This is a genomic window from Nanhaiella sioensis (assembly GCF_046557775.1).
Taxonomy (GTDB): Bacteria; Bacillota; Bacilli; order Bacillales; family SM2101; genus Nanhaiella; species Nanhaiella sioensis.
Window position 1 is genome coordinate 4,760,449 of record NZ_JBKAEG010000001.1, and the last position, 22,631, is coordinate 4,783,079.

Consider the following 22,631-nt stretch of genomic DNA (forward strand, 5'->3'; position numbering starts at 1 on the left):
TCATCCTCCTTACACATGATTGTTTCCCTTACCTTGGACGTACTCCTTATTAAATAGAAATAACTTCAGCAAAAGGTAGAGAGAAGGAATGAGTAATCCTAGTCCAGCAACAAACGCAATAATTAAAGCAATCGCCATCGTATCATTTGTAAAGCTATCGTACATTGTAAGATAGGGATACATTAAATAAGGATAATGCGATACGCCATACCCCAAAAAAGCTAGAAAAAATTGGCCTACTAACAATCCAAATGCTAATCCAAATGCTTTTCGTTTCCATAGTAAAATCACAGTACCAATAAATAAGAAAAATGACAAACCAAATATCCACCATAAATCTAATAAATTCTCAAAGTGAATTGAGTTATGTGATCGCAATTCAATAATAATCCCTGAGGCTGTAACAATGGTTGGTAATGCAGAAACGAGAGCATATCTTCTGAACAATTCTGTTGCTTTATGATCTTGTGCATAATAAGCATACCATGTTAAAAAAACAGCAGATATATATAGAACAGCGGACAAACTAAGAATGACAATACTCCACGTCAAGGGGCTTGTGAACAAGTCAACATAATTTAGTATTGGACCAGATGACTTCATTGTAACAAAGCCACCCTCGGAAATGGTTAAAACGATAGACAATGAAGCAGGTATAAATAATCCTGTCAGACCGTACAACATCGTATACGTATTTTTTTGACCCTTACCATAAGTTGCAAAAGCGTAATAAGATCCTCTTATGGCTATAAGTATAATCGCTAAACTAACTGGAATTAGTAATGTTGTGCCATAATAAAATGCAGTTTTTGGAAAAAAGCCAATCATGCCTACGAAGAAAAAAACGAGAAAAACGTTTGTAACTTCCCAAACTGGTGACAAATAACGTTGAATGAGCTTCGTTAAAATATGCTGCTTACGTGTAAGTGTGCTATACGCATTAAAAAAACCAGCACCAAAATCAATAGAAGCCACAATTACATAGCCAAAGAGAAAGAGCCATAATACTGATATACCAATTACTTGAAGAGTCATACTGAGCCACCTGCTTTCTCTAGTGCTCGATCTGACAATTCTTGTTCAACTGTATTTTTTCTAAACATTTGTGAAAGAACGATGATACTACTTATTGTTAAAACTACATATAATCCTGAAAATGCATATAGCATTTTATCAACATGTTGAGTTGTAGTTGCAGCATCGTTTGTTCGCAAAAGTTGATATAGTATCCACGGCTGTCGACCAACTTCTGTAAACCACCAACCTACCTCGATAGCAATCATTGCTAAAGGTCCACCAAGTACCACCATCCAACGGAACCATTTCGTCAAAATAAAATTCCATTTCTTCCAAATGGCTAATAAGTAAACGCCTGATAAAATTGTTAATAAAATTCCAATCGTAATCATTAAATCGAATAAATAATGAATATAAAGCGGTGGTATTTCATCTTCAGGAATTTGATCTAGCCCAATTACTTCAGCGCTTGGAAAACCAAAAGCTAATATACTGAGCGCGTATGGTATGTTTAAGCTATACTTCACTTCCTCTTCACTTAAAACTCCGTATAAAACGAGTGGAGCTTCACTTTTTGTGTCAAAATGCCATTCAGCTGCCGCTAACTTTTCAGGTTGATATTCTGCTAGATACTTCCCAGAGAAATCACCAATTATAGCGGAAGCAAGTGAAAAAACTAGACCAAGTTTCATAGTTAAAAACAACGCCTTTTTATGATATTCATGCTTTGATCCTTTAAGCATGCGAAAAGCAGCAATTGATGCTAAGACAAATGCTGAAGTCATATAGGCAGTTGTCAACACATGTGCTACCTTCGTAGGCATTGCTGGGTTAAACATTGCTAATAAAGGCTGAATGTTGACAAGTTCCCCTTCTACAATGTCAAACCCTTGTGGAGCATTCATAAAGGCATTTACAATCGTTATAAAAATAGCTGAAAAGGATGCCCCAATAGCAACAGGTAATAACAATAACAAATGCTTTCGCTGATTTTCAAAACGATCCCATGTGTATAAATAAATGCCAAGAAATATCGCTTCAAAGAAAAAGGCGAATGTTTCCATAAATAATGGTAACGCAATGACATTACCTGCAAGCTCCATAAAGTTTGGCCATAAAAGTGAGAGTTGTAAACCAATTGCAGTCCCTGTAACTACACCAACCGCAACTGTTATAATAAAGCCACGTGTCCACCTTCTTGCTAAAAGGATGTAGTGTTCATCTTGCTTTTTAATTCCTACCCACTGTGCGATCATAATGATAAGTGGGACACCAACACCTATTGTTGCAAAAATAATATGTACAGATAGTGTTAACTCCGTCAAAATACGACTAAAAAAGACTGCCTCTTCATTTACCATGGAAAAGCCTCCTCCTTACCCTGAAAAAACACGTCCTAAAAAGGATAAACCTAAGATAAATGCAACTAGAAATGTTATTAAAGCTAATGTTTTCTCCTGTTTTTTATACATAACACCGCCCCTTCAAGATCAGAATATCACAAAGTAAACGCCTTTAACGGTGACAGTTAAGCGTCATTTTTGTGTTGTAATTATGAAGTATGAACGTTTATTAATACCTGGATTGGAAATTGTTTTTGGTGGAAAAAAATAAAAAAAGGATAAACCTCACGACTCTTTCCCATTTATCAATTCTTGAAAATCTTATAAATGAAAAATATAGTTTGGTGAAGTAAATCCTTTTAGTAGCAATGTTATATTATTGTATACATATTGTTAAATAATCTATGCTTTTTGCCATGAGTCAATCATTTCTACCTGCGCAGCTTTTAGCATCGTGTATACAGGACAGCGAGATTCTACTTTATGTTGAAGCTCATTGATTCTTCCTTCGGGTTCAGTTGTTATGATTCTCACATCTACCTTAACAGCTTCGAAATATGGACGGATATGTGGGCTACCCATAAATCCGCGTGGATCAAATTTTCCACTGATTTTTAGTTCCATATCTTTAAAATCAAAGTTCATTTCTCGTGCTACTACACGTGCGGTAACATTTTCGCAAGCTGCTAGCGCACCTAACACTGATTGAAGTGGATTTGGCCCTAAATCTCTTCCTCCCATTTGTTTACCTTCATCTATGATAAATTCGTGTTTACCAGCTTTGTTCGTAATTGTTAGACCCTCTGAACGTGAGTTTACAATAATGTTTAATTTGTTTGTCATTTTATTATCTTCCTCTCTAGATGTACTATCCAATTGTTGTTCTTTGTGTCAATGTTCTTTGCTGTTGTTGATTAAACCAATACTTGTTCGCATATTTAATATAATAAACATGACCTTGTTGCTGAACAATAAAAGCTAACGTAACGATTAGTGCTGCATCAGCACCGAAAGATGTCGCTGCTAAACCTATTGCAATTGAAAGGTTTCTTAGTGCTACCCCGTTCACTAAAGCAATCCCATCTGAACGATTTAAAAGCCTCTTCGCAATTACTGTGCTAATAATATAGTTTACTAGATAAAATAACACTAAAACGATAAGTGCAAATATGATTAACTGTGGCTTGCTAACAATCATTTCAGCCTTCATACTGATACTTACAAATACAACATAAAGCATTGACCATATACTTAATGGTGTTATATTAGGTTTAATTTTCTGCTGAAATTGGTCCAAAGTATATTTTTTTAATATTACTTTGAACGTCAAATGTCCCAGTAACATAGGTAAAAAAACAACTAATAATATGGTGCTGAAAATTTCAAACATATTAATATTAATAAATTCGCCAACCATTATTAATAAATATATCGGTGTTAACAACGAACCTAGTATTAAGCTGAAAACTGTTAATTTTATCGCAGCATGAACGTTCCCTTTTTGCATGGATGTCCATGAAATAGTCATACCACTCGTAGGTAATAGTGCCAATAACACTAAACCAGCAAACATATTAGGGTATTCATTTAATAACGTTTTACCTATTAATAGTGCAATTGCTGGAATGAATAAAAAGTTGATCATCATAGAATACAATAAAATTTTAGACCCCTTAAATGAGGATAATTCTTTCAACTTTAAACCAACCAACGATGTATAAATCATCATAATTGTCGCATATAATATTGTTGGTTTTAAAAAGCTCGTATCAGTAGAAATGCCTATGATAAAACCTAGTACCAATGTTAATGGAATACTTAAATGTAGAAACCTTTGTGGAAAAGTATATATCATTCTCATTACAACTCACCTCCAATCACCTGTATACCCCACATGGTATACGAAATACTATAAGGGGTATATATAGATTTGTCAATTTATTAAAGAAAATCATACTACTACTGAAATAAGTATCGTTCAAATATCTAGAATAACTATGTATTATCCTACAAAAATTACTGGAAATACATCCCCTTTCCCACCATGCAAAAAGTATTCAATTTCTTAAAATTCTCTTAACGTTTTGTCGTTATTAGATCCAGTTGTATACTATCCTTTCATTGCTTTTGTATGCTTTATATCAATTGATCTACTCTATAAAGCAATTAAGAGGAAGCAAATAGCATAATGCCTAATACATGTGATAATTTCATATTTACACAAATAAAACCAGCTAATATTTTAAAATTAGCTGGTTTTGCTTGACAATTATTTACTTAAACCATCCTTTTTCTTTAAAATGAGTGATGGCTTCAATTCGATTTTTAACTTCCAGCTTATCAAGTATCGTTGAAATGTAATTTCTTACTGTACTCGTTTTTATTTGGAGTTCATCTGCAATTTCTTTCGTATCTCTACCATCAGCAACGAGTTCTAGCACTTCTTTTTCGCGATGAGTCAGAGGATGACCTTCATTATACATGTCGTCCATAAGTTCAGGTGCATAAATTCGCTTTCCAGCCATGATACTTCTAATTGAGTTTGCCAACTCCTCGCTTGGGCTGTCCTTTAATAGATACCCTTTAACACCTGCCTTTAATGCTCTTTGGAAATAACCACTTCGTGCAAAGGTCGTTAAAATGATAACTTTACATGCCATTTCTTTCAGTTCCTCAGCTGCTTCTAGTCCGCTTTTTTCTGGCATTTCAATATCCATTATACAAACATCTGGCTTGTGTCTTTGCACAAGTGATATTGCTTCAGCACCGTTACTAGCTTTACCTACCACTTCCATATCTTCTTCTAAATTGAGAAGTGACCCTAATGCACCCAGCATCATTCGTTGGTCTTCTGCAATAACTATTCGAATCATTTCAGTTCCTCCCCATTTCCCTGCTTAACTATGTTATTAGGCACTTTCATGATGATTGCTGTTCCTTCATTTGAAACGATATCTAGTCTACCATTCACAAACTCAAGTCTTTCTTTCATTCCTAAAAGGCCGCTTCCTTTACCTAAATCGTGATCTATGGCGATGCCAATACCGTTATCACGAACGGTAATAGAAATTTCATTCCATGATTGTTCTATAGATATCTCACATAAAGTAGCGTTACTATGTTTCACTACATTTGTTACAGCTTCTTTGACACACATGCTTAGTATATTTTCTAGAAACAATGAAACATTGTTCAATTTGACATCCTCATCTATAATAAATTCAAGTTGAGCAGCTTTTAAAATTTCTTTTACTCGTACAAATTCCTCTTTCAACCTTATACCACGCATTTGTGATACCATATTTCTTACTTCATTTAAAGCTGTGCGTGCAGTTTGCTGAACATCCTTCAATTCGCTTTTGGCTTTTTCAGGATCTTTAGCAATTAGCTTTCTTGCTAAATCACTTTTTAAGCCAATTAAAGAAAGTTTTTGACCTAACGTGTCGTGTAAGTCACGGGCAATTCGTTGTCGTTCCTCTTGTTTAACAAGCTCAGAAATCCTTTTATTAGCATCTTCTAGCTGTTCTTCAAGTCTACCTTGTTTTTTCCGATTATAAATATTGAACGGTAGAAGGATCACGCTAATCCACACAATGATAATAAAAGGAATTTGTTTTAGAAATAGCTGTTCTTGAAGAATGACGCTAAAGTTAATTAAGCCCGTTGTTATGATTAAATGTATAATGTAAAACGTCATAAAGGTGATACGACTTCTTATATGACCATTAAAATAGGCAATATAAAATGCAAAATAAATAAATTGAAATAAGATGGTCATTGTTACTGCTATTGCTAATAATAATAACGTTAATAAATACATGATCCATCCTTTGGAGATGAATGCAAATCTATAAGAAACAAGAAATAACACAGTTAATATAATTCCTATTACAACTTCAAGCTTTGAAGAAGATTGAAAAACAAAATAGAACGGTAAAATACTAAATACGCTCCATATGTATGGTGAAATGCCCTCACTCTTTTGAAATATCCATAACTTTTTTATCATTATTATAAACCTCTTTAATAAGTTGGTCTTATTTGTTTATTTTATCATGATTTTCCATTCGTTTTTACTATTTTGACTATCAATTCCTTTATATTACTAAATAACTCCTTCAATTATACCTTTAGTCTTTACTATTTATATATTCTATGACTTCATTTACATAGCTATGTAATGGTTTGGATGAATCTACAATTAAACCGTAAGTATCAGACGGCTTTTTACTATTATTAATAGTTATACTGAAATTCTCTTCAGTAGCTTCACTTAATTGACTTTGCATGCGTTTTCGTTGCTTTAATCTGCGATTTATTTCTGTAAAATCATTGAGATAACATTCTACGTATTTGTAATTTGTACCAAACTTTGTACATAGGCGCTGTCCTTTTTCTATCATTTCATTATATAAACATGGGCTATCCAGTATCACACTATTTTGTTGAGATAAATAATATTCTGCTAATGACCAATCAATATTGTATGAAATCTTGCCTGCAATTTTTGGATCTATTGCAAATTCAAGAGATTCTATTAATGCGGTTTTCACAATGTCGTGATCTATTACAATAGCACCTGTTCGTTTTGCTAATAGCTTTGCAAGAGATGATTTCCCTGAGCCTGGAAATCCTGACATTTGAAGAAAAAACACGACGTTTGCACCTCCTAGAAAACTAATTCTTTATAATCTTATTATGTAAGCAAGTTGCAAGCATATCCTGTCGTGCTAGTAGCAACTACTTATTGTTATCACTCATATATACGCTAGTTCATATCATTTGATCGGCTCACTTCTTTACGATACATGACAGGACTCATTCCTTCATGCTGCTTAAAGAGCTTTGAAAAGTACGTGTAATCCTGAATTCCAACTTCCTTACCAATGTCCATAACCCTTTTATCTGTCGTCGTTAGTAACTTTTTCGCTTGAAACAATCGATATTGGGTAAGAAATTGTAAAGGAGTCATCCCAAGTGAACGCTGCATACATCTTGTTATATAATCAGCATGAAAATGAAGGTCACGTGCTACATCCTCTAACAAAAAATTCTCCTTATAACGTTCTTTTAAATAGATCACTACTTGCTCTGTTAATTTCTCAGAAGCATCAGGGATACTAAGGGTTTCTTTTTGAAGATGAAAGATAAAATCTTGAAAATAGAACTGTTGTTGTATATGGACTTCGGGATTTTGCAACTCATTTAATGAAATGACTTTTTCCATTACATTTTCCATATAACTCTGTCTTCGGACAGCACCAAGCCTTGGGAGCTGTAAATGAAAATGAGCTGGTGTGACAAAAGTAGGTTGTCTCTGAATGATATGAGACCAGTTTAAGGATCGGCTCTCCTCTAACTGATAAGTCTGCTCTGTTTGAAAATGCATCCATATGTATTCACTTTTCTCTGTACATCCTCGATGTCCATAATGTTCAATTCCTGGAACTAAAATAATATACTGCCCTTCTTTTATTTCGTATGGAATGTCATCTTCAGTTATATACACAACCCCTTTACAAACGTAGATTAAATCAAAAACGATAAATGTTCTTTTAAAATGCCTTTGTCCTTTATGAAATATCGCCCTCCCACCTTTAATATACGTAGGAAAAGGTGGGGCTGGTATAGTTATTATACTCATTTAAGTTCTCCTTAAAAAGTCGTAATACTCCAAAACATATCGGCTCAGTCTATTCATTATTATACAGAAAATAGATACACTAGGTATAGTTTTTCAAAAGCTATCAAAAGGAGTCTGCATTAATATTGAAAAAATCAAACATTCAACAAAATTTAACATTATTTGCCCTCACATGGCCGATTTTTATTGAACTGTTACTCCGAATGTTAATGGGAAGCGCTGATACGCTGATGCTTAGTCAATATTCAGATCTGTCAGTTGCCGCAGTTGGAGTATCTAATCAAATAATATCAATCGTCATTGTCATGTTTAACTTTATTGCAACAGGTACTGCCATTATCATCGCCCAACAACTCGGCTCAAAAGATCTGAAGCGTGCAAATGAAACTGCAGTTGTTGCAATTTCAGTAAACTTATTTTTTAGCATCTCTTTAAGTGCTATCCTATTTATATTTAAGAAAGACATTTTATTATTAATGGGGCTACCAGATGAACTAATGGGTGAAGCCTTAAGTTATTTACAAATCGTTGGTGGTTTTATGTTTCTTGAAGGGCTTCTAATGACGATAGGAGCTATATTACGCAGCCACGGTTTTACAAAAGACACGATGTATATCACAATGGGAGTAAATCTAATAAATGTAATTGGGAATTATCTTTTTATTTTTGGTGCGTTCGGTGTACCTGTATTAGGTGTAAAGGGAGTTGCTATCTCAACAATATTAAGTAGATTTATTGGTTTACTTATCATTATTTATGTTTTATTAAAGCGAACAAATGGTTCATTACCTTTTCATATTTTCTTTAAGTTCCCAAAACAGCCGATTCGTCAATTACTTAAAATTGGTGTACCGACTGCAGGTGAACATTTATCATATAATACCTCTCAAATGCTAATTACATTCTTTATAGCTATGATCGGTACTGATGCGATAACAACTAAGGTATACACACAAAACTTAATGATGTTCATCTTTTTATTCGCACTCGCAATAGGTCAAGGAACTCAAATTATGATAGGCCACCATGTAGGGGCTAATGAACTCAACAAAGCTTTTCACAGATGCTTGAAGAGCTTAAGATTAGCGGTTACTATTTCCTTGTCTGCGGCTTTAATCTTTTTCTTCTCAGCAAAAAGCTTGCTGCAGTTATTTACGGATAATGAAGGTATTATATCATTAGGTAGTCAGTTACTGTTGTTAACAATTATACTTGAACCTGGACGTGCGTTTAACTTAGTTGTCATTAATTCGTTAAGAGCAGCTGGAGATGTAAAATTTCCTGTGTATATGGGAATTTTATCTATGTGGGGCATAAGCGTACCTTTGGCATATATGTTAGGAATACAAATGGGTATGGGCTTAGTTGGTATTTGGATCGCATTTATTGTTGATGAATGGTTTCGTGGTATACTTATGTTAATTCGCTGGCGTTCCAAAATATGGGTTCAAAAAAGCTTTGTAAGTGAAGCCAATGCTCATTCTACATCATAAATTAACTTGATATTTTAATCCTATAAAAGCGCCTTAGTATTTAGCCTAAGGTGCTTTTTTATTAATGTAGTTTTAGAAGGTTCTCATACTAAAAAATAAATGTGTGTGTAACTAGGTTTCGAGGCATCTTTTTTTCGATAACGATGACTTATGTATAATGTGACACCTTTATCTTCTGCAATAGCAACAAGCGTTTTTATAATAGGATGTTTGCGCATTAATTGATGCTTTTCGTACTAAGAGCAAATCCGTATACAACTTGAGATCGTGGCATCTTTCCTTTTGTACACCAACGACTAACCATGTTAAACCATTTTTTTGTGCTATTTGGACAACATTATCAAACAAAGTATACGAAAAGAGCCCTATAATTCAACCTTGATATGAGGATAGATCATTGACAAAACGACCTTTTAACAAGTACACTTCAATATGTTAACATTATGGTTTTATAAGTTAACAATTCTATTGTGTAGAATTAATGGAGGAAGGGAGAATACATCATGGGAAAGAATTCAAGGAAGTTCAGGGTGATTGACGTAACATATGGAGCTGTGTTTGTAGCATTAATGGCAATTGGGGCTAATATTATTTCTTGGCTACCTTTCTTAAAAGTTGGGAATGTACCACTCTCAATGCAACCATTTTTTGCTATTTTAGCAGGATTGTTGTTAGGAAGTAGAGTTGGCTCTTTATCAATGGTCGTTTATGCTCTTGTCGGTGTCGCTGGTTTACCAGTGTTTGCCGAATTTAAAAGTGGATTACCAGTTCTCATGTTACCTACAGGTGGATTTATTATTTCATATATTTTTGTAGCTTATTTTGCTGGTAAAATTGTCGAGCGCAAAGAGCAGCCGACTTTGTCAACATTTATGATTGCATCATTTGTTGGTATTATCCTCGTTTATATGATTGGTACTAATTATATGTATCTTTCTATAAACACTTGGACTGGTGCAGAAATTGGATACTCAGCTGCATGGAAAACAATGATCTTTTTTGCGATAAAGGATTTTGTCTTTACGATTATTGCAGCAATGATCGCACCAAGAATTTATCATTTAGTTAATAATACTAAATCGACACCTACTTATAATAAAGCAATGTAAACTTTAAAATTTAACAAATTGAAACCCTTGATCGAAGGCATGAACACAAACCTTTAGATCAAGGGTTTTCCCATTTTATCTTTATTTACATGTAATGTACAGTGATGTCGTTCAAATGACTATTAACGTGATTCCTGTATACTGATTTTATAAAGCTTAACGGCATGGGAGATAACAACTTTTGCAACAGCATAAGTAGGGATGGCAAAAATAATACCTAGTATCCCGACTAAATTCCCTGCAGTTAGTATTAAAATGATAATTGTTAACGGGTGTATATTCAATGTCTTTCCCATTATTTGTGGTGATATTACATTACCCTCAACTTGTTGTGCAATGAGCATAATAATAGCAACATAAATTGCCATTATAGGATCTTGGAAAAGCGCAACAAGAAATGCAGGAATAACAGCTAGATAAGGTCCTAGAAACGGTATCACATTCGTAAACATGCCAAAAATAGCTAAGATGATCGAATAATCAAGACCAATAATGAGATAGCCTATAAATAGCATCAACCCAACAGAGACACTGACGATTACTTGTCCTTGTACATAAGAAGAAATGGTTTTATCCATATCTTTCAACACTGCAAGAATATTACCACGCTTATTTTCAGGAAAGAATTTAGCGACGCTCGGTTGGAAACGATCTCCATCCTTTAACATATATAACAATATAAAAGGAACGAGGAACAGATAAAAGATCGTATTAACGAATCCACCAACAAAGCTAATGATCCCACTAGATATATTTCCGATATTTTCAGTTAGTTTTTGTTCGAAGTCTCCACTGAAGGATAAGGCAGCTTCTTGAAAATCAGGGAATAAATCCATGTTTTTTTGTACATACTCGATCCCCTCAAACATCACATTTATCATAGATGGTAAGTTATTCATTAGTCTTTCTAGCTGATCATTAATAACAGGAGTTACTAATTTGTAGAAGATATAAAAGAATAGAATGATTACCAAATAAACGATTATTATCGCTAACCAATTTGGAATTCTTCTTTTTTCTAACCACTTAATAAGTGGCCTACATAAATAAAATAAGACCCCAGATATAACGAATGGTAAAAAAATCGTTTTAATTAGTACGAAAACTGGGGTAAACACAAATAACGTTTTCTCAAGAAGAAATGCAATTAATAGAATCAAGATGATTCCTATCATTGTTCTAAACCAGCGTTTTTCACTTAAACTCATTTTTTCACTCTCATTCCATAGAATCACTTATTTCATATTCCTATTATTAAGCTTTACCATTATAACTAATCATAAACTGTCGCAGATATATTATTGTTAGTCTCATGTATAATATAAAATTTTTAGTTCAACAGATTTAACTCTGGTAACCGCTTAAGGAATATAAAATTCTATGACATATATTTTAACATATTTGCCTAAAATTCGTGAAATAAATCGCGAATAAGATTTGATTTTAAGTAGGAGTAATATGGCTGTAAAATCATAATCCATATGTCACAAATTTACTTAAAGCTCTCTTTACAGCTTACCACAATCGTTTTGCATCGTAATAGACTTTACATGTTGAGCAATAGATGGCTGCTTGTCCAATTTTCATTTCCTCATTTAATTTTGAATGACATTGCTTACATTTTGCATCAATATATTGTAAATATTTAGCTAAAATTTTGTCAGATAATACACGTTTACTATAGCAATGCTTACACTCAAGTAGAATCTTTCCTTCCTCATCTATAAAACTACTCTGCTGGTGATTGCAAACGTAACAGTAGTGCCAAGTTGCAATATACTTCTTCAGTGAAATCGTTGGATGATGTAGAAGTATTGCTTCTCTAACTTGCATTTGATTTCGTTTAGCCAATGGGATATTTAAGTATTTTAATAGCAACCGAACTGTTTGTGGCGCGTTCATTTTTGCTGCAACCTGTATATCTGTGTGAGCGATAGCCCATATGATTCTTTCATCAATAATCACAAACGGCTGTAAAACTCTCTTTTGTACTAAATGGTAGCTTTGTAGTGGAATTTGTTCAGGTTCTTCAGTAATAATTGTTATAACCAATTTATTAGATAAATCTTTTAACACTGGCCAAAGTTGATTATGATAGTTGTGTAATTGTGGTACAGAGATCATAATTCTTTTGTTGGCATTTGAAATATCCTTTAATAATATATCATTCACTTCATTATTCCGATACCAAGTTAATTGTTTACTACCTCGTTCATCTGTTAATGATGCTACAATGTTGTCGTGACTCTGTTTGTGATTTTTCTTATGCATATGATTTAACAGTTTACTAATCGCTTTATCTTTACCTACCTTGCTCTTAATAAAAGGTTGATCAGCAATTGTTAATAACTTGCCTTTTGCTCTTGTGACAGCTACATTTACTAGTCGTGATGATTGTTTATTAGTTAACAACTGACCAGCATTAAGCTGACCATTACTATCCACAATATCAAATATCATGAAATCTCGTTCAGAGCCTTGGAATTTGTGAATAGTTGCAGCTGTAATTGTCGTACCTTCTGCTAATTTTGATAATGGCATTCTTTCGTTTAGCCAAGTGGATATGATTCGAGCTTGGGCACGATATGGCGTCACGTATCCTATGGACTTATGCCCATTTCGATAGGCAACAAATATATGGTGTAGTGCAAGACAGGCTGTGATTAAGTTAAACCTTGATTCATAGATTTCATCCTTCATAGCAAAAGCTTGAAAATAGGAGCTGTCAATGAAAATCATAGCATCACCCGGATAAGGCTTTTTTCTAGCTATGATTGCTCTCTTTTTAACTGTTAAGTGATCACTTACATTGGATTGATACATTTCTACATTAGAAAATGCGGAAATATCAGGATGCATCCTTCTCTGTTTAGTTAACATAAACAAATTCGGGTGTTTTCCCTGTTGATCCAAAGTTGTCACAATGTTTGTCTTCCGAAATATATCTTCCTTAAGCCATCTATTTACGTATAAATTGTCTGAAAGAGCAATAGGTGGTAACTGTTGAAAATCACCACAAACAACAATTCTCTTACCAAGAGTAGCTGCAAAGGCTATTTGTGGGACATACGCCATACTTGCTTCATCAATCACGATAAGATCATAGTTTCTATCAAAAATTTGCTTATCCACTGCCGCTTTCGTTAGCGTTACCCCTATTACTCGTGCTCGCTGTATAACTTCTTTCTCAGCCTCTGTTAATTCAGAACGATACCCTTCTAGCTCAGTTTGTAATGACGTAACAGATTGTATCGGAACGTGTTGCTTAGCTTCTATTTTCTCTTTTACATAATCTTTTTGTTCAGTAATCACCATTTTTCGGTCACGTATTTGATGATGGATCTGTTCAGCTATTGTTGAAGAAAGTAGACTATCGTGTGCAATGACCTGTTCGTCTCGACTCATACCGTATCTAATAATATCACCTGTTTTCCAACGTCCACGTTCAGACAAGAAATTTGTAACAGCAAGCATTACTACATCAAGTGCAGCATTGCTATGTGTTAAGACGAGGATTTTTTTTCCTTTTACATAATTTTGGACGATAACTCTGGAAAGCGTGAACGTTTTTCCTGTACCAGGTGGTCCCCAAACATAAGTTGTATCGTTATATAAACTTCGATTAACAACCTCTTTCAAAGGAGTTTCAGCATGTTGCTGATGATGATTATCAGCCGCATTACCTCTTAACAACTTTGACACTTGTCTAAGTTTTTGTTGATCATTTGAAGCTTCATCAAGTCTTGTTAATAAAGCTTCAATTAAACGCCAAGGTTCCGTACTCAATTCTAAATCGCTGACTGTTTTCCCAATATAAGTAGATAGTGTGACTATAAGTTGGTTACCTTCAACAGATATAATCTCTCCAAGATAATCTTCTTCGTTGTACTTAATTCTTACTGCTGCACCTTCTACCAAATAGACATCTGAACTTGTATAAAAAACATAAATATATTCATCTTTATGAGAAGAAATCATCTTTCCATGTCGAATGTGAACACTAGAGCCACCTTTGTCTTTTAACGTAGATATTTCTGCTTGAAGTGCCTTTTGCCATTGCTCAAAAATCTCATGAATAGTTAATTTCATCTCAGTTTCCCTTCTAATTACGCTTTAATAATTGCAAAAAATAGTATAATATACGAAAATCATAATTATATCAATTAAATCCAACGTGGGAAAGGTGTAAAATAATGAAAACGAACCTCTATTATTCAGACCCAAATATGACTACTTGGCAAACTGTCATTACACATAAATATGAAAAGGATAATAACTACTTCGTTATTCTTGAAGAAACAGCATTTTATCCAGAAGGTGGAGGACAACCAGCAGATCATGGAACGATTAATGGTGTAGAAGTTATTGATGTGCAAGAAGATGGTACAAGTATCGCTCATCAAGTGACAGCGCCATTAAACATTGGTGAGGCGGATTGTCAAATTGACAAACAACGACGTATAGATCATACACAACATCATACTGGGCAACATTTATTATCGGCTGTATGTATTGAACTGTTTGAAATGGAGACTTTAAGCTTTCACCTTGGGTCAGATACTGTATCCATTGATTTGGATACACCTAGCATTTCTAATGATCAATTGTTCCAAGTAGAGCAACAGGTGAACAAATATATTTTTGAAAATAGGAAAATAAAAACTTATTATGTGTCTAATGATGAATTACCTTCATTACGATTACGTAAACTTCCGAAAGTATCTGAAAATATTAGGATCGTTGAAATTACTGGCATAGATGTGTCAGCATGTTGCGGTACACATGTGGAATCTACAGGACAAATAGGTATGCTAAAGCTACTTAAAACCGAAAAGCATCGAGGCAAAACAAGACTATACTTCGTATGTGGCTTTAAAGCTTTAGCTGATTATGGATCAGCACATTCAGTAATATCAAATATCGGTTTAAAGCTAAGTACGAGTAGGGAGAATTTTGTAAATAAGCTAGACAAAATGGAACAAGAAAGAAGGCAATTACAAAAAGATCTAAGCGAGGTAAAAAGTCAATTATTTTCATATGTGGCGGATCAGTTAATTCACGAAGCAAATGACCATGTTATACACTTCATATCAAAGGATTATAGTAGTAAAGACTTGCAAATCATATCAAAACAGATTTTAGCAAAACAGCAGGCTATTGTGTTATTGCTATCAACGATCGAAAATCGACTTTTGATAGCACAAGACGGTAAATTTGATTTACATATCGGGGCTATGGTTAAAGAGCATGCGAAAGAGTATGAAGGTAAAGGCGGAGGAAACGACAAACAAGCACAAGTCTCATTTTCATCAACTAGTGATGCTACAAAATTTTTGACTTTTGTAAAAGAGTATACTAAGAATAGTAAGGTTAGCGAAAAGATATAGTATTTTTAACACAAAGTTAAAGTGAGTACGAATACATACCCCCAAAATCATATGATTTTGGGGGTGATAGCAAGTGGGGTAATTATTTTTTGGCTACCTCTCAATGAAAGTGTTTTAACGTACCATCATTTAAAACGGTGCTTAATTTATACGAGCAATGCTATTTTAGTTACAATAAGGACCATCTTTCTCAAACAGTATTAATTATTAGAACTTATACTTCACCACCTCCTATTACATTAAAGAAATAGCATTTTTGGGTTATATATTTCACCTTGTTTAGTACTTTAGGCTGTTTTCGCATTGATTGTTGCTGTGCGTTCTAAGATATAAGCACGTATACATTTAGTGATCGGGGCATCTTCCCTACTTTTTCAATTATTAAGCACTAATATAACTAGCAACAAAATTTACGAAAAGAGCAAACTTAAACGAGCTCACTTCTTTAAGTTAATGTTATATTTTTCGACAAATTCTTTCACTCTAGGTAAACTAGTTTCAATAAAATCTACAGGATCATTACTAACTTCCAATATATAATTCAAGAAGTTCACTCTTCTAGCGGTCATAAATAGCTCTAGCTCGTAGTCAGTTATATTAGGTAAATCGCGCACCTTTCTATAACCTTGAAAATAAAAACGTTTTACTTCATCGAAATTTTGCGTCTCCTCATACTTGTAGTAATACAACATAATGGATATGTCGTGTATTGGCAACCCAAACATAGAATCCTCAAAGTCTATTAAATGCATTTGTTCCCCGTTAACTTTAATATTCGATGGGTTTAGATCACCATGTATTAATTGAAGGTCTTCATTATTATTTTTATAGTAAGTCGATAATTGATCATTTAAAAAAGGAATGATCCCATCCATTATTTGATGGTATTCGTTTGACAAAAACTTCTGGTATTTTTCATGTTTATAGATTGCTTCTTCTCCCTGATAATAAAATACTTTATCCCATGTTTTTGGAGTAATTTTAGAAGGAATCTGTATCCCATAAGTTGTTTTATGCAAACGAGCAGTTAACTCACCTAATTGTATAAAGCGCTTCTCACTTTCATTCCCCTCTAGATCATCACCTTCCAACCAATTATATAAAGCAACACGTTTAGCTGTAGAAGTATATGTTGATTTAATAACTTGTAATTTTTCCCCATCTTTCCCTGAGATCATTCTCGGAGCAGAGACGTAATTTGCTTTATTTACAATGTCCATAAAGAATATTTCAGTAAGATTATCCTCTAAAGAACTAGATTCCTCTTGAAAGATCTTCATGACATATGTGTAACCTAAATGATCTTTAAGTTTATATAAGATGTTAGTTTCTTCACTTAGAAAAACTAACTCATCAACTTGTACATCATATTTCTCTGTCGCAAGTTCTGCTACCTTATATAATGCTTTATCTTTTGTTATTACACCACTTTGTTCTTGTTCCATAAATGTAACTTCCCTTCTACTATAAATAAAGATTGAAATAATCTATTTAGTTTGTTTCCTAATGTCAACTCTAATTGATGTATAAGCATTTAGAAATAGCAAGAATCATTTGTAATCAAACTTGCCATAAAAAAGCTGATCATCCATTGAGTTTTTATTTATTTTTTGTATAAACTGTTTTTCACAGTATCTGGTAATAGGAAACATAGTTCAGCTAGCGGAATTATTTTAAAATTGCACTACATCATTTTTCAGCGACCCCATTATTAAAAAATTCATTACCTTTGCAAGATTGAGTATTTATTACTTAGTTAAAATAACTACATAGAGTTTGAAAGTTTAGTACCAGTTTAACCCCTAAAAATTGTGGCATGCCGAGTATGTGTGTATTCACCTATTAATTAGAATCATCTTTACAGAGAGAAAAATCTCCTGTATAGTTAGTTACATGAGTGACTAACTATACAACTAAGCTGTATTTTTACGTAAAGTGAGGTGGCACAAATGAAATCAACTCTTGATGAATCTCAACCTATTTTCCAACAAATTGCTGTGATGATAATGGATGACATCGTTGACGGAAGGTTAAAAGTTGAAGAGCAAGTTCCATCAACAAATGAGCTTTCACGATTCTATAACATTAATCCTGCAACCGCACGAAAGGGTTTGCAGTCCCTTGTTGATAAAGGAATCATATACAAGCAACGAGGTGTTGGAATGTTTGTTGCAAAAGGAGCGAGAGAAAAATTGCTTATAGAAAGAAAACAACATTTTTATGAAGAATACATCATGCCTTTACTTGAAGAAGCACGCCGCATTCACATTGATGAAGAAATGATTATTGACTTAATAAGAGGACAACAGAAAAAAGATAAGGAGAGTGAATCATGATTAATGTACAAAATGTCACTTACGGATACCATCAGACACCTGTGTTGAATCATTTTTCATTTAAGGAGGATGCACCAATTATTTCCGGTATATGGGGGAAAAATGGAGCTGGAAAAACAACACTTATGAGTTTGTTAGCAGGACATGACCGACCAGATAATGGGGAAATCACCATTATGGATCAAAATCCATACAACAACTTATCTGCACAGCAACATATATGTTACATTCAAGAAAATCATCCCTTCGGTAAAAATTGGACAGTACAGGATGTATTAAAATACGGTCAATATTTTCATCCAAATTGGGATCATGAGCTAGCAAAATCTTTGTGTGATCTATTCGAATTACCTGTAAAAAAGAAAATTACTAAATTCTCTAAAGGAATGAAAACCGCAGCACAAATCATACTAGGCTTGGCAAGCAACGCTACCGTGACAATTCTAGATGAGCCAACAAATGGTTTAGACGCGGTGAAGCGCAAGCAGTTTTATGATGTATTATTAGAAAGCTATGAAGACCATCCTCGATTAATTTTACTCTCCACCCACCATATAGAGGAAATTCAGCCTTTATGTGAATCGCTAGTTGTTGTACATGAAGGAAAAGTATTGTTCCATCATCAAATGGAAGAAATGCGTGAACGTGGTATTCTCCTATCAGGTGCTGAAGAAGATATTCATAAAGTGTCGAAGCATGCAAAAATCATAGAATCTTCAAAAATAGGCTCTACAACTAAAATTATGATTGATGCTCCATACTCTAAAGAATGGAAAAAAATTGCTTCTGAACAAAATCTCTTGATTGAAAAAGCTACTTTACAAGGCTATTTAATTAACATGACTACGACTAAGAAGGTGGTTAATGTATGAATGCTGTAAAAGGAACATACAGACTGTTATTCGAAGATATGCGTTGGTGGTTATTGTTATTTTCAGCGATAACATTAGGGCTAGCTGTTATTTTTATAGCAATTGGGGTTATTTTTGAAGTCAGTTTTTCTGGTTCCCTTTTCGGCCCAATATATGGAGCTATTTGTACAATTGCGTGTATTGGAATTGTTTATTCCTTCCCAGTTTTAATAGGCCTAGGCAGTACTCGAAAACAGTTTTTAAAGTCATACTATTTTATCGCTTCCATTATGGTTATTTGCTTTATTAGCGTTTTAAATATTATATATTTTATTATGAACACATTGAATCAATTAGGTGTTCACAAATTATCCTTCTTTCATCCAGGCATGTTCTATTCAATGAATTATCATATTCTAGCATATGTGTGGATTGATTTGATGGTTGGTTTTTTATTACTTGGACTAAGTGCCTTTCTTACCGTCAGTTGGAAAAGACTAGGAACCCGAAATTTCTTAATCATTTTTTTCGCATTTAACCTTCTTATTACAATATTAATAAATATTATTAACATTACTTCTTTATTGGAGTGGGTTTTTGAATTAAATGTCATTTATGCATTTACAATTGTAGGATTTATAGGATTTTGTTTGTTAATATGCACTTTCCCAATGATGAAACATGCGCCACTTGTAATGAAAGCAAGAAACGCTTAATTGACCAAACTTCTCATAGAATTTGTACGATATGTTTTAACTCTTTTTCTCATATTGTAATTAGCACGAGAATATTATGTAGATATCTATGCAATTTAGCCGCATTTATAGTGTATTAGACCGACATTGCCTACTATTTACTCAGCTATAGACATATTCTCAATCAAAAAGTGTGATCCTAAAGCTAGAATGTACAATTGAACTATTACTTATATTAGGAAGTCCTTTAACCAATTTCCATATTACGACGGTTAATTAGATCCTGAAAAATTAACCTTCATAACTACCAACGATACGATCATTTTAAAATTGATCGTATCGTTTTATTATTAGTGCTTTAAAACAAATTCTTATTCCTCCAGGTGTTCCCATTATGCAACCTTGTTGAAGTGGTAAGAAATTTCATCTATCACTTAATTTATGGCTGTTTTCGTATGAATTGTTGTTTTTCTTTTTAAGAAAGTATACAAGGTAACATAATTCGTATCAGCTAACCTTAAGTAATACAATGAAAAACGTATAATAATACATATTATTGTTCTAGTTTGATATCAATAGGAACAAAGTCTAAGAGTATATTCATCGTAAAATATCCTTCCGTTCCATAACTATCTATCTTGATACACTTTGTACTAAAGAAGCTCTTCTTAATACTAACCATGTTAGGAAAATAAATGTGATTACAACTATCGTAACTGCGCCAAAATTTAAGTCTATCGTGCGCCCCTCTATACTCATAACAAAATCTATAAATAAATCACGGAGGTTAGGTATTAAAATGAATATACCTAGCAAAGCTAGGTTGACGAACCCGCCAATAAGACCGAACCTGTAGAATATAGCACTAGAGAAGAAACCGACTGATATGATGAAAAGACAAATGACAAAGTCAATGAAAAAGTGATTGAACCATGTAAATGATAATGTTGTAGCATCTAAAGTGTAAAATATCGCTAAATTTGATAGTTCCGGCGAAGTAATTATTAATTGAAAAATAAAAGATACGAGTAAATTCATTGCAGACATAAAAATGGCAAAAAGAATAGCAAAAAAACTAGCTGCTATAATGTAGTTATTCCGTGTCGCTCCCATTTTAATACAATTAGGAAAAATTTCTTTAGTAATTGAAAATCCAGCAATAGCAGCATAAATGTATACCGCTAAACTAGTATTTATTCTCACAATTGAGTCAAGAGATAATGAAGCTATAGAAAGTACTACTAAACTTGAACACAACACAACCCAAAAGATACTTATCGTGAAGCGAAAATCATAAATGAAATAATTTAAGGTTGCTCGAATATCATTATGCATATAAGCGTCCCCCTTCTTTTTCTGTCAAGTGAACCATTAATTCCTGAATATTGCACCGCCCTACATCTAAGCCTTTTAATTTTGCCTCTTGGATGTTTAATTTTTCACCAAATAACATAGCTGTTTTTCTTCCAATCATCTCATTCTCAAAAATAACATTTTTTTCATGACAATACTCATTAACTGCTTGTATATTCCCACTTATTTGAAGACTCATTTCTTGTAATTCATCTGACGTTTTGTGTAGGAGCAACTCCCCCTCCTGGATTAACAAAATTTCTTCAAATAAATTACTCGCCTCATCAATTAGATGGGTTGATAAAATAAACGTTCGAGGATTCCTTTTATACTCGTCTAGTAAAAGATCATAAAACTTATATCGTGCTGATGCATCTAAACCGATATACGGTTCATCAAAAATGGTAATTTTTGCTCCGCTTGAAAGTCCTATGATGATACCTAATGCAGATTCCATTCCTTTAGACAATGATCTAGCACTCATATTCGGGTCTAAATTGAACACATGTAGTAAATGATCGGCTGTTTGCTTTGACCATGTTGGATAAAATTTAGATGCAACATGTAGTACATGTTTAAGCTTTAATTTTCTTTTAAAATTATTACTTTCATTAATTAGGCAAACACTTTTTAACACGTATCGATTATTGAAAGGTTGTTCGTTATTAATGAATATTTTACCTTTGCTTGGTAATATATGACCAGCAAGTATTTGCATAAAGGTCGTCTTCCCTGCCCCATTTCTACCTAATAACCCATAAATTTTATCCTCCTCAAGCGTTATGTTGAGGTTATGTAATGCTGTTTTGGAACCATACTTCTGACTAAGGTTTTGTGTATATATTTTCATCATTCTTCCTCCTTGTTAATCATAATAGAAAGTTCTTCCTTAGCTAAACCAAGCTTATTTGCTTCAGCTTTTAATGGAATGATGTAATCATTGTAAAAATCTTTTTTCCGCTTCTCGAAAATCATTTCTTTTGCACCATCTGTGACAAACATACCTATCCCTCTTTTTTTAAATAATATCTTTTGATCCACAAGCTGATTAATTCCTTTTGCTGCTGTAGCAGGGTTAATTTGATAATATTTGCCAAACTCATTTGTAGAAGGCACTTTTTCTCCTTCCTTAATAGACCCATCTAAGATACTTGATTCAATATTTTCAGCGATTTGAGAAAAAATGGGCTTTTCACTGTTTAATTTTTGATCCATAATGGTTCCTTCCTTCATTGGTTAGCTACTTATGTAACTAACTTAAATGTTTTTGAATAAAATGTCAATACTTTCTATATAAAAAATTATTTTACTTGTTTTGTGGACTATACAGTTATTTCTCTATGATGGGCGCTTCACTTAGTAAACTTATAGCAAATGGGAAATAGTTTATGCTATGAAGATAT

The 22,631-nt window shown here is 33.4% G+C and carries 20 protein-coding genes; 6 read left to right on the top strand and 14 right to left on the bottom strand.

Features of this window, described 5'->3' with window-relative positions; translation table 11 throughout:
• Positions 1-9: 9 nt before the first annotated feature.
• The 8 genes from V1503_RS22490 to V1503_RS22525 all read right to left on the bottom strand — a co-directional run bounded on the left by V1503_RS22490 (position 10) and on the right by V1503_RS22525 (position 8,004).
• Positions 10-1,035, bottom strand: coding sequence for a cytochrome d ubiquinol oxidase subunit II (locus V1503_RS22490; RefSeq protein WP_214481741.1), 1,026 nt, complete (start codon positions 1,033-1,035; stop codon positions 10-12).
• Positions 1,032-2,378, bottom strand: a complete 1,347-nt coding sequence (locus V1503_RS22495; protein ID WP_214481742.1) for a cytochrome ubiquinol oxidase subunit I — start codon at positions 2,376-2,378, stop codon at positions 1,032-1,034. Before V1503_RS22495 ends, V1503_RS22490 begins: the two co-directional genes overlap by 4 nt.
• Before the next feature lie 384 nt (positions 2,379-2,762).
• On the bottom strand, positions 2,763-3,203 hold the full coding sequence (locus V1503_RS22500) for an OsmC family protein (protein WP_410629230.1): 441 nt from the start codon (positions 3,201-3,203) through the stop codon (positions 2,763-2,765).
• Between the two features lie 25 nt (positions 3,204-3,228).
• The gene (locus V1503_RS22505) at positions 3,229-4,221 is read right to left on the bottom strand and encodes an arsenic resistance protein (protein WP_410629231.1); all 993 of its coding nucleotides are present in this window, start codon (positions 4,219-4,221) and stop codon (positions 3,229-3,231) included.
• Between the two features lie 412 nt (positions 4,222-4,633).
• Positions 4,634-5,233: a response regulator transcription factor gene (locus V1503_RS22510; RefSeq protein ID WP_320258504.1), complete on the bottom strand. Its 600-nt coding sequence runs from the start codon at positions 5,231-5,233 to the stop codon at positions 4,634-4,636.
• On the bottom strand, positions 5,230-6,369 hold the full coding sequence (locus V1503_RS22515) for a sensor histidine kinase (protein ID WP_410629232.1): 1,140 nt from the start codon (positions 6,367-6,369) through the stop codon (positions 5,230-5,232). Before V1503_RS22515 ends, V1503_RS22510 begins: the two co-directional genes overlap by 4 nt.
• A 121-nt stretch (positions 6,370-6,490) precedes the next feature.
• Entirely contained in the window at positions 6,491-7,015 is a 525-nt protein-coding gene (locus tag V1503_RS22520; RefSeq protein WP_410629233.1) for a P-loop nucleotide/nucleoside kinase family protein, read from the bottom strand.
• A 113-nt stretch (positions 7,016-7,128) separates the two neighbouring features.
• Positions 7,129-8,004, bottom strand: a complete 876-nt coding sequence (locus tag V1503_RS22525; protein ID WP_410629234.1) for an AraC family transcriptional regulator — start codon at positions 8,002-8,004, stop codon at positions 7,129-7,131.
• 125 nt (positions 8,005-8,129) lie between these two features.
• Here V1503_RS22525 and V1503_RS22530 point away from each other — a divergent pair, with 125 nt between their 5' ends.
• Both V1503_RS22530 and V1503_RS22535 read left to right on the top strand, forming a co-directional pair.
• Entirely contained in the window at positions 8,130-9,497 is a 1,368-nt protein-coding gene (locus V1503_RS22530) for an MATE family efflux transporter (RefSeq protein ID WP_410629235.1), read from the top strand.
• Positions 9,498-10,000: 503 nt separating this feature from the next.
• Positions 10,001-10,606: a biotin transporter BioY gene (locus V1503_RS22535; RefSeq protein ID WP_410629236.1), complete on the top strand. Its 606-nt coding sequence runs from the start codon at positions 10,001-10,003 to the stop codon at positions 10,604-10,606.
• A gap of 122 nt (positions 10,607-10,728) precedes the next feature.
• Here the strand turns inward: V1503_RS22535 and V1503_RS22540 are convergent, their stop codons facing one another.
• Both V1503_RS22540 and V1503_RS22545 read right to left on the bottom strand, forming a co-directional pair.
• Positions 10,729-11,814, bottom strand: coding sequence for an AI-2E family transporter (locus V1503_RS22540; protein ID WP_214481750.1), 1,086 nt, complete (start codon positions 11,812-11,814; stop codon positions 10,729-10,731).
• A 307-nt stretch (positions 11,815-12,121) separates the two neighbouring features.
• The gene (locus V1503_RS22545) at positions 12,122-14,695 is read right to left on the bottom strand and encodes an AAA domain-containing protein (protein ID WP_410629237.1); all 2,574 of its coding nucleotides are present in this window, start codon (positions 14,693-14,695) and stop codon (positions 12,122-12,124) included.
• 104 nt (positions 14,696-14,799) lie between these two features.
• On the opposite strand from V1503_RS22545, the gene V1503_RS22550 reads away from it, so the two are divergent.
• The gene (locus tag V1503_RS22550; RefSeq protein WP_410629238.1) at positions 14,800-15,993 is read left to right on the top strand and encodes an alanyl-tRNA editing protein; all 1,194 of its coding nucleotides are present in this window, start codon (positions 14,800-14,802) and stop codon (positions 15,991-15,993) included.
• Between the two features lie 437 nt (positions 15,994-16,430).
• Here the strand turns inward: V1503_RS22550 and V1503_RS22555 are convergent, their stop codons facing one another.
• Positions 16,431-17,438, bottom strand: a complete 1,008-nt coding sequence (locus V1503_RS22555) for a phosphotransferase enzyme family protein (RefSeq protein WP_410629239.1) — start codon at positions 17,436-17,438, stop codon at positions 16,431-16,433.
• Between the two features lie 504 nt (positions 17,439-17,942).
• Between V1503_RS22555 and V1503_RS22560 the strand changes: the two genes are divergently transcribed.
• Genes V1503_RS22560 through V1503_RS22570 form a run of 3 tightly spaced genes read left to right on the top strand, consistent with a single transcriptional unit; the run spans position 17,943 to position 19,896 of the window.
• Positions 17,943-18,329: a GntR family transcriptional regulator gene (locus V1503_RS22560; RefSeq protein WP_214481754.1), complete on the top strand. Its 387-nt coding sequence runs from the start codon at positions 17,943-17,945 to the stop codon at positions 18,327-18,329.
• On the top strand, positions 18,326-19,201 hold the full coding sequence (locus V1503_RS22565) for an ABC transporter ATP-binding protein (protein WP_320258497.1): 876 nt from the start codon (positions 18,326-18,328) through the stop codon (positions 19,199-19,201). The genes V1503_RS22560 and V1503_RS22565 overlap by 4 nt, the downstream gene beginning before the upstream one ends.
• Positions 19,198-19,896, top strand: a complete 699-nt coding sequence (locus tag V1503_RS22570; RefSeq protein WP_410629240.1) for a hypothetical protein — start codon at positions 19,198-19,200, stop codon at positions 19,894-19,896. Before V1503_RS22565 ends, V1503_RS22570 begins: the two co-directional genes overlap by 4 nt.
• 612 nt (positions 19,897-20,508) lie before the next feature.
• Here V1503_RS22570 and V1503_RS22575 read toward each other — a convergent pair.
• From V1503_RS22575 to V1503_RS22585, 3 genes are read right to left on the bottom strand one after another with little or no spacing between them, the layout of a single operon-like run.
• Positions 20,509-21,210 (bottom strand): hypothetical protein, encoded by a 702-nt coding sequence (locus V1503_RS22575; RefSeq protein ID WP_410629241.1) that lies wholly within the window; start codon positions 21,208-21,210, stop codon positions 20,509-20,511.
• The gene (locus tag V1503_RS22580) at positions 21,203-22,078 is read right to left on the bottom strand and encodes an ATP-binding cassette domain-containing protein (RefSeq protein WP_410629242.1); all 876 of its coding nucleotides are present in this window, start codon (positions 22,076-22,078) and stop codon (positions 21,203-21,205) included. The genes V1503_RS22575 and V1503_RS22580 overlap by 8 nt, the downstream gene beginning before the upstream one ends.
• A complete protein-coding gene (locus tag V1503_RS22585) occupies positions 22,078-22,443 on the bottom strand; it encodes a GntR family transcriptional regulator (RefSeq protein WP_214481759.1) in 366 nt (121 codons plus the stop codon). Before V1503_RS22585 ends, V1503_RS22580 begins: the two co-directional genes overlap by 1 nt.
• Positions 22,444-22,631: the final 188 nt, after the last annotated feature.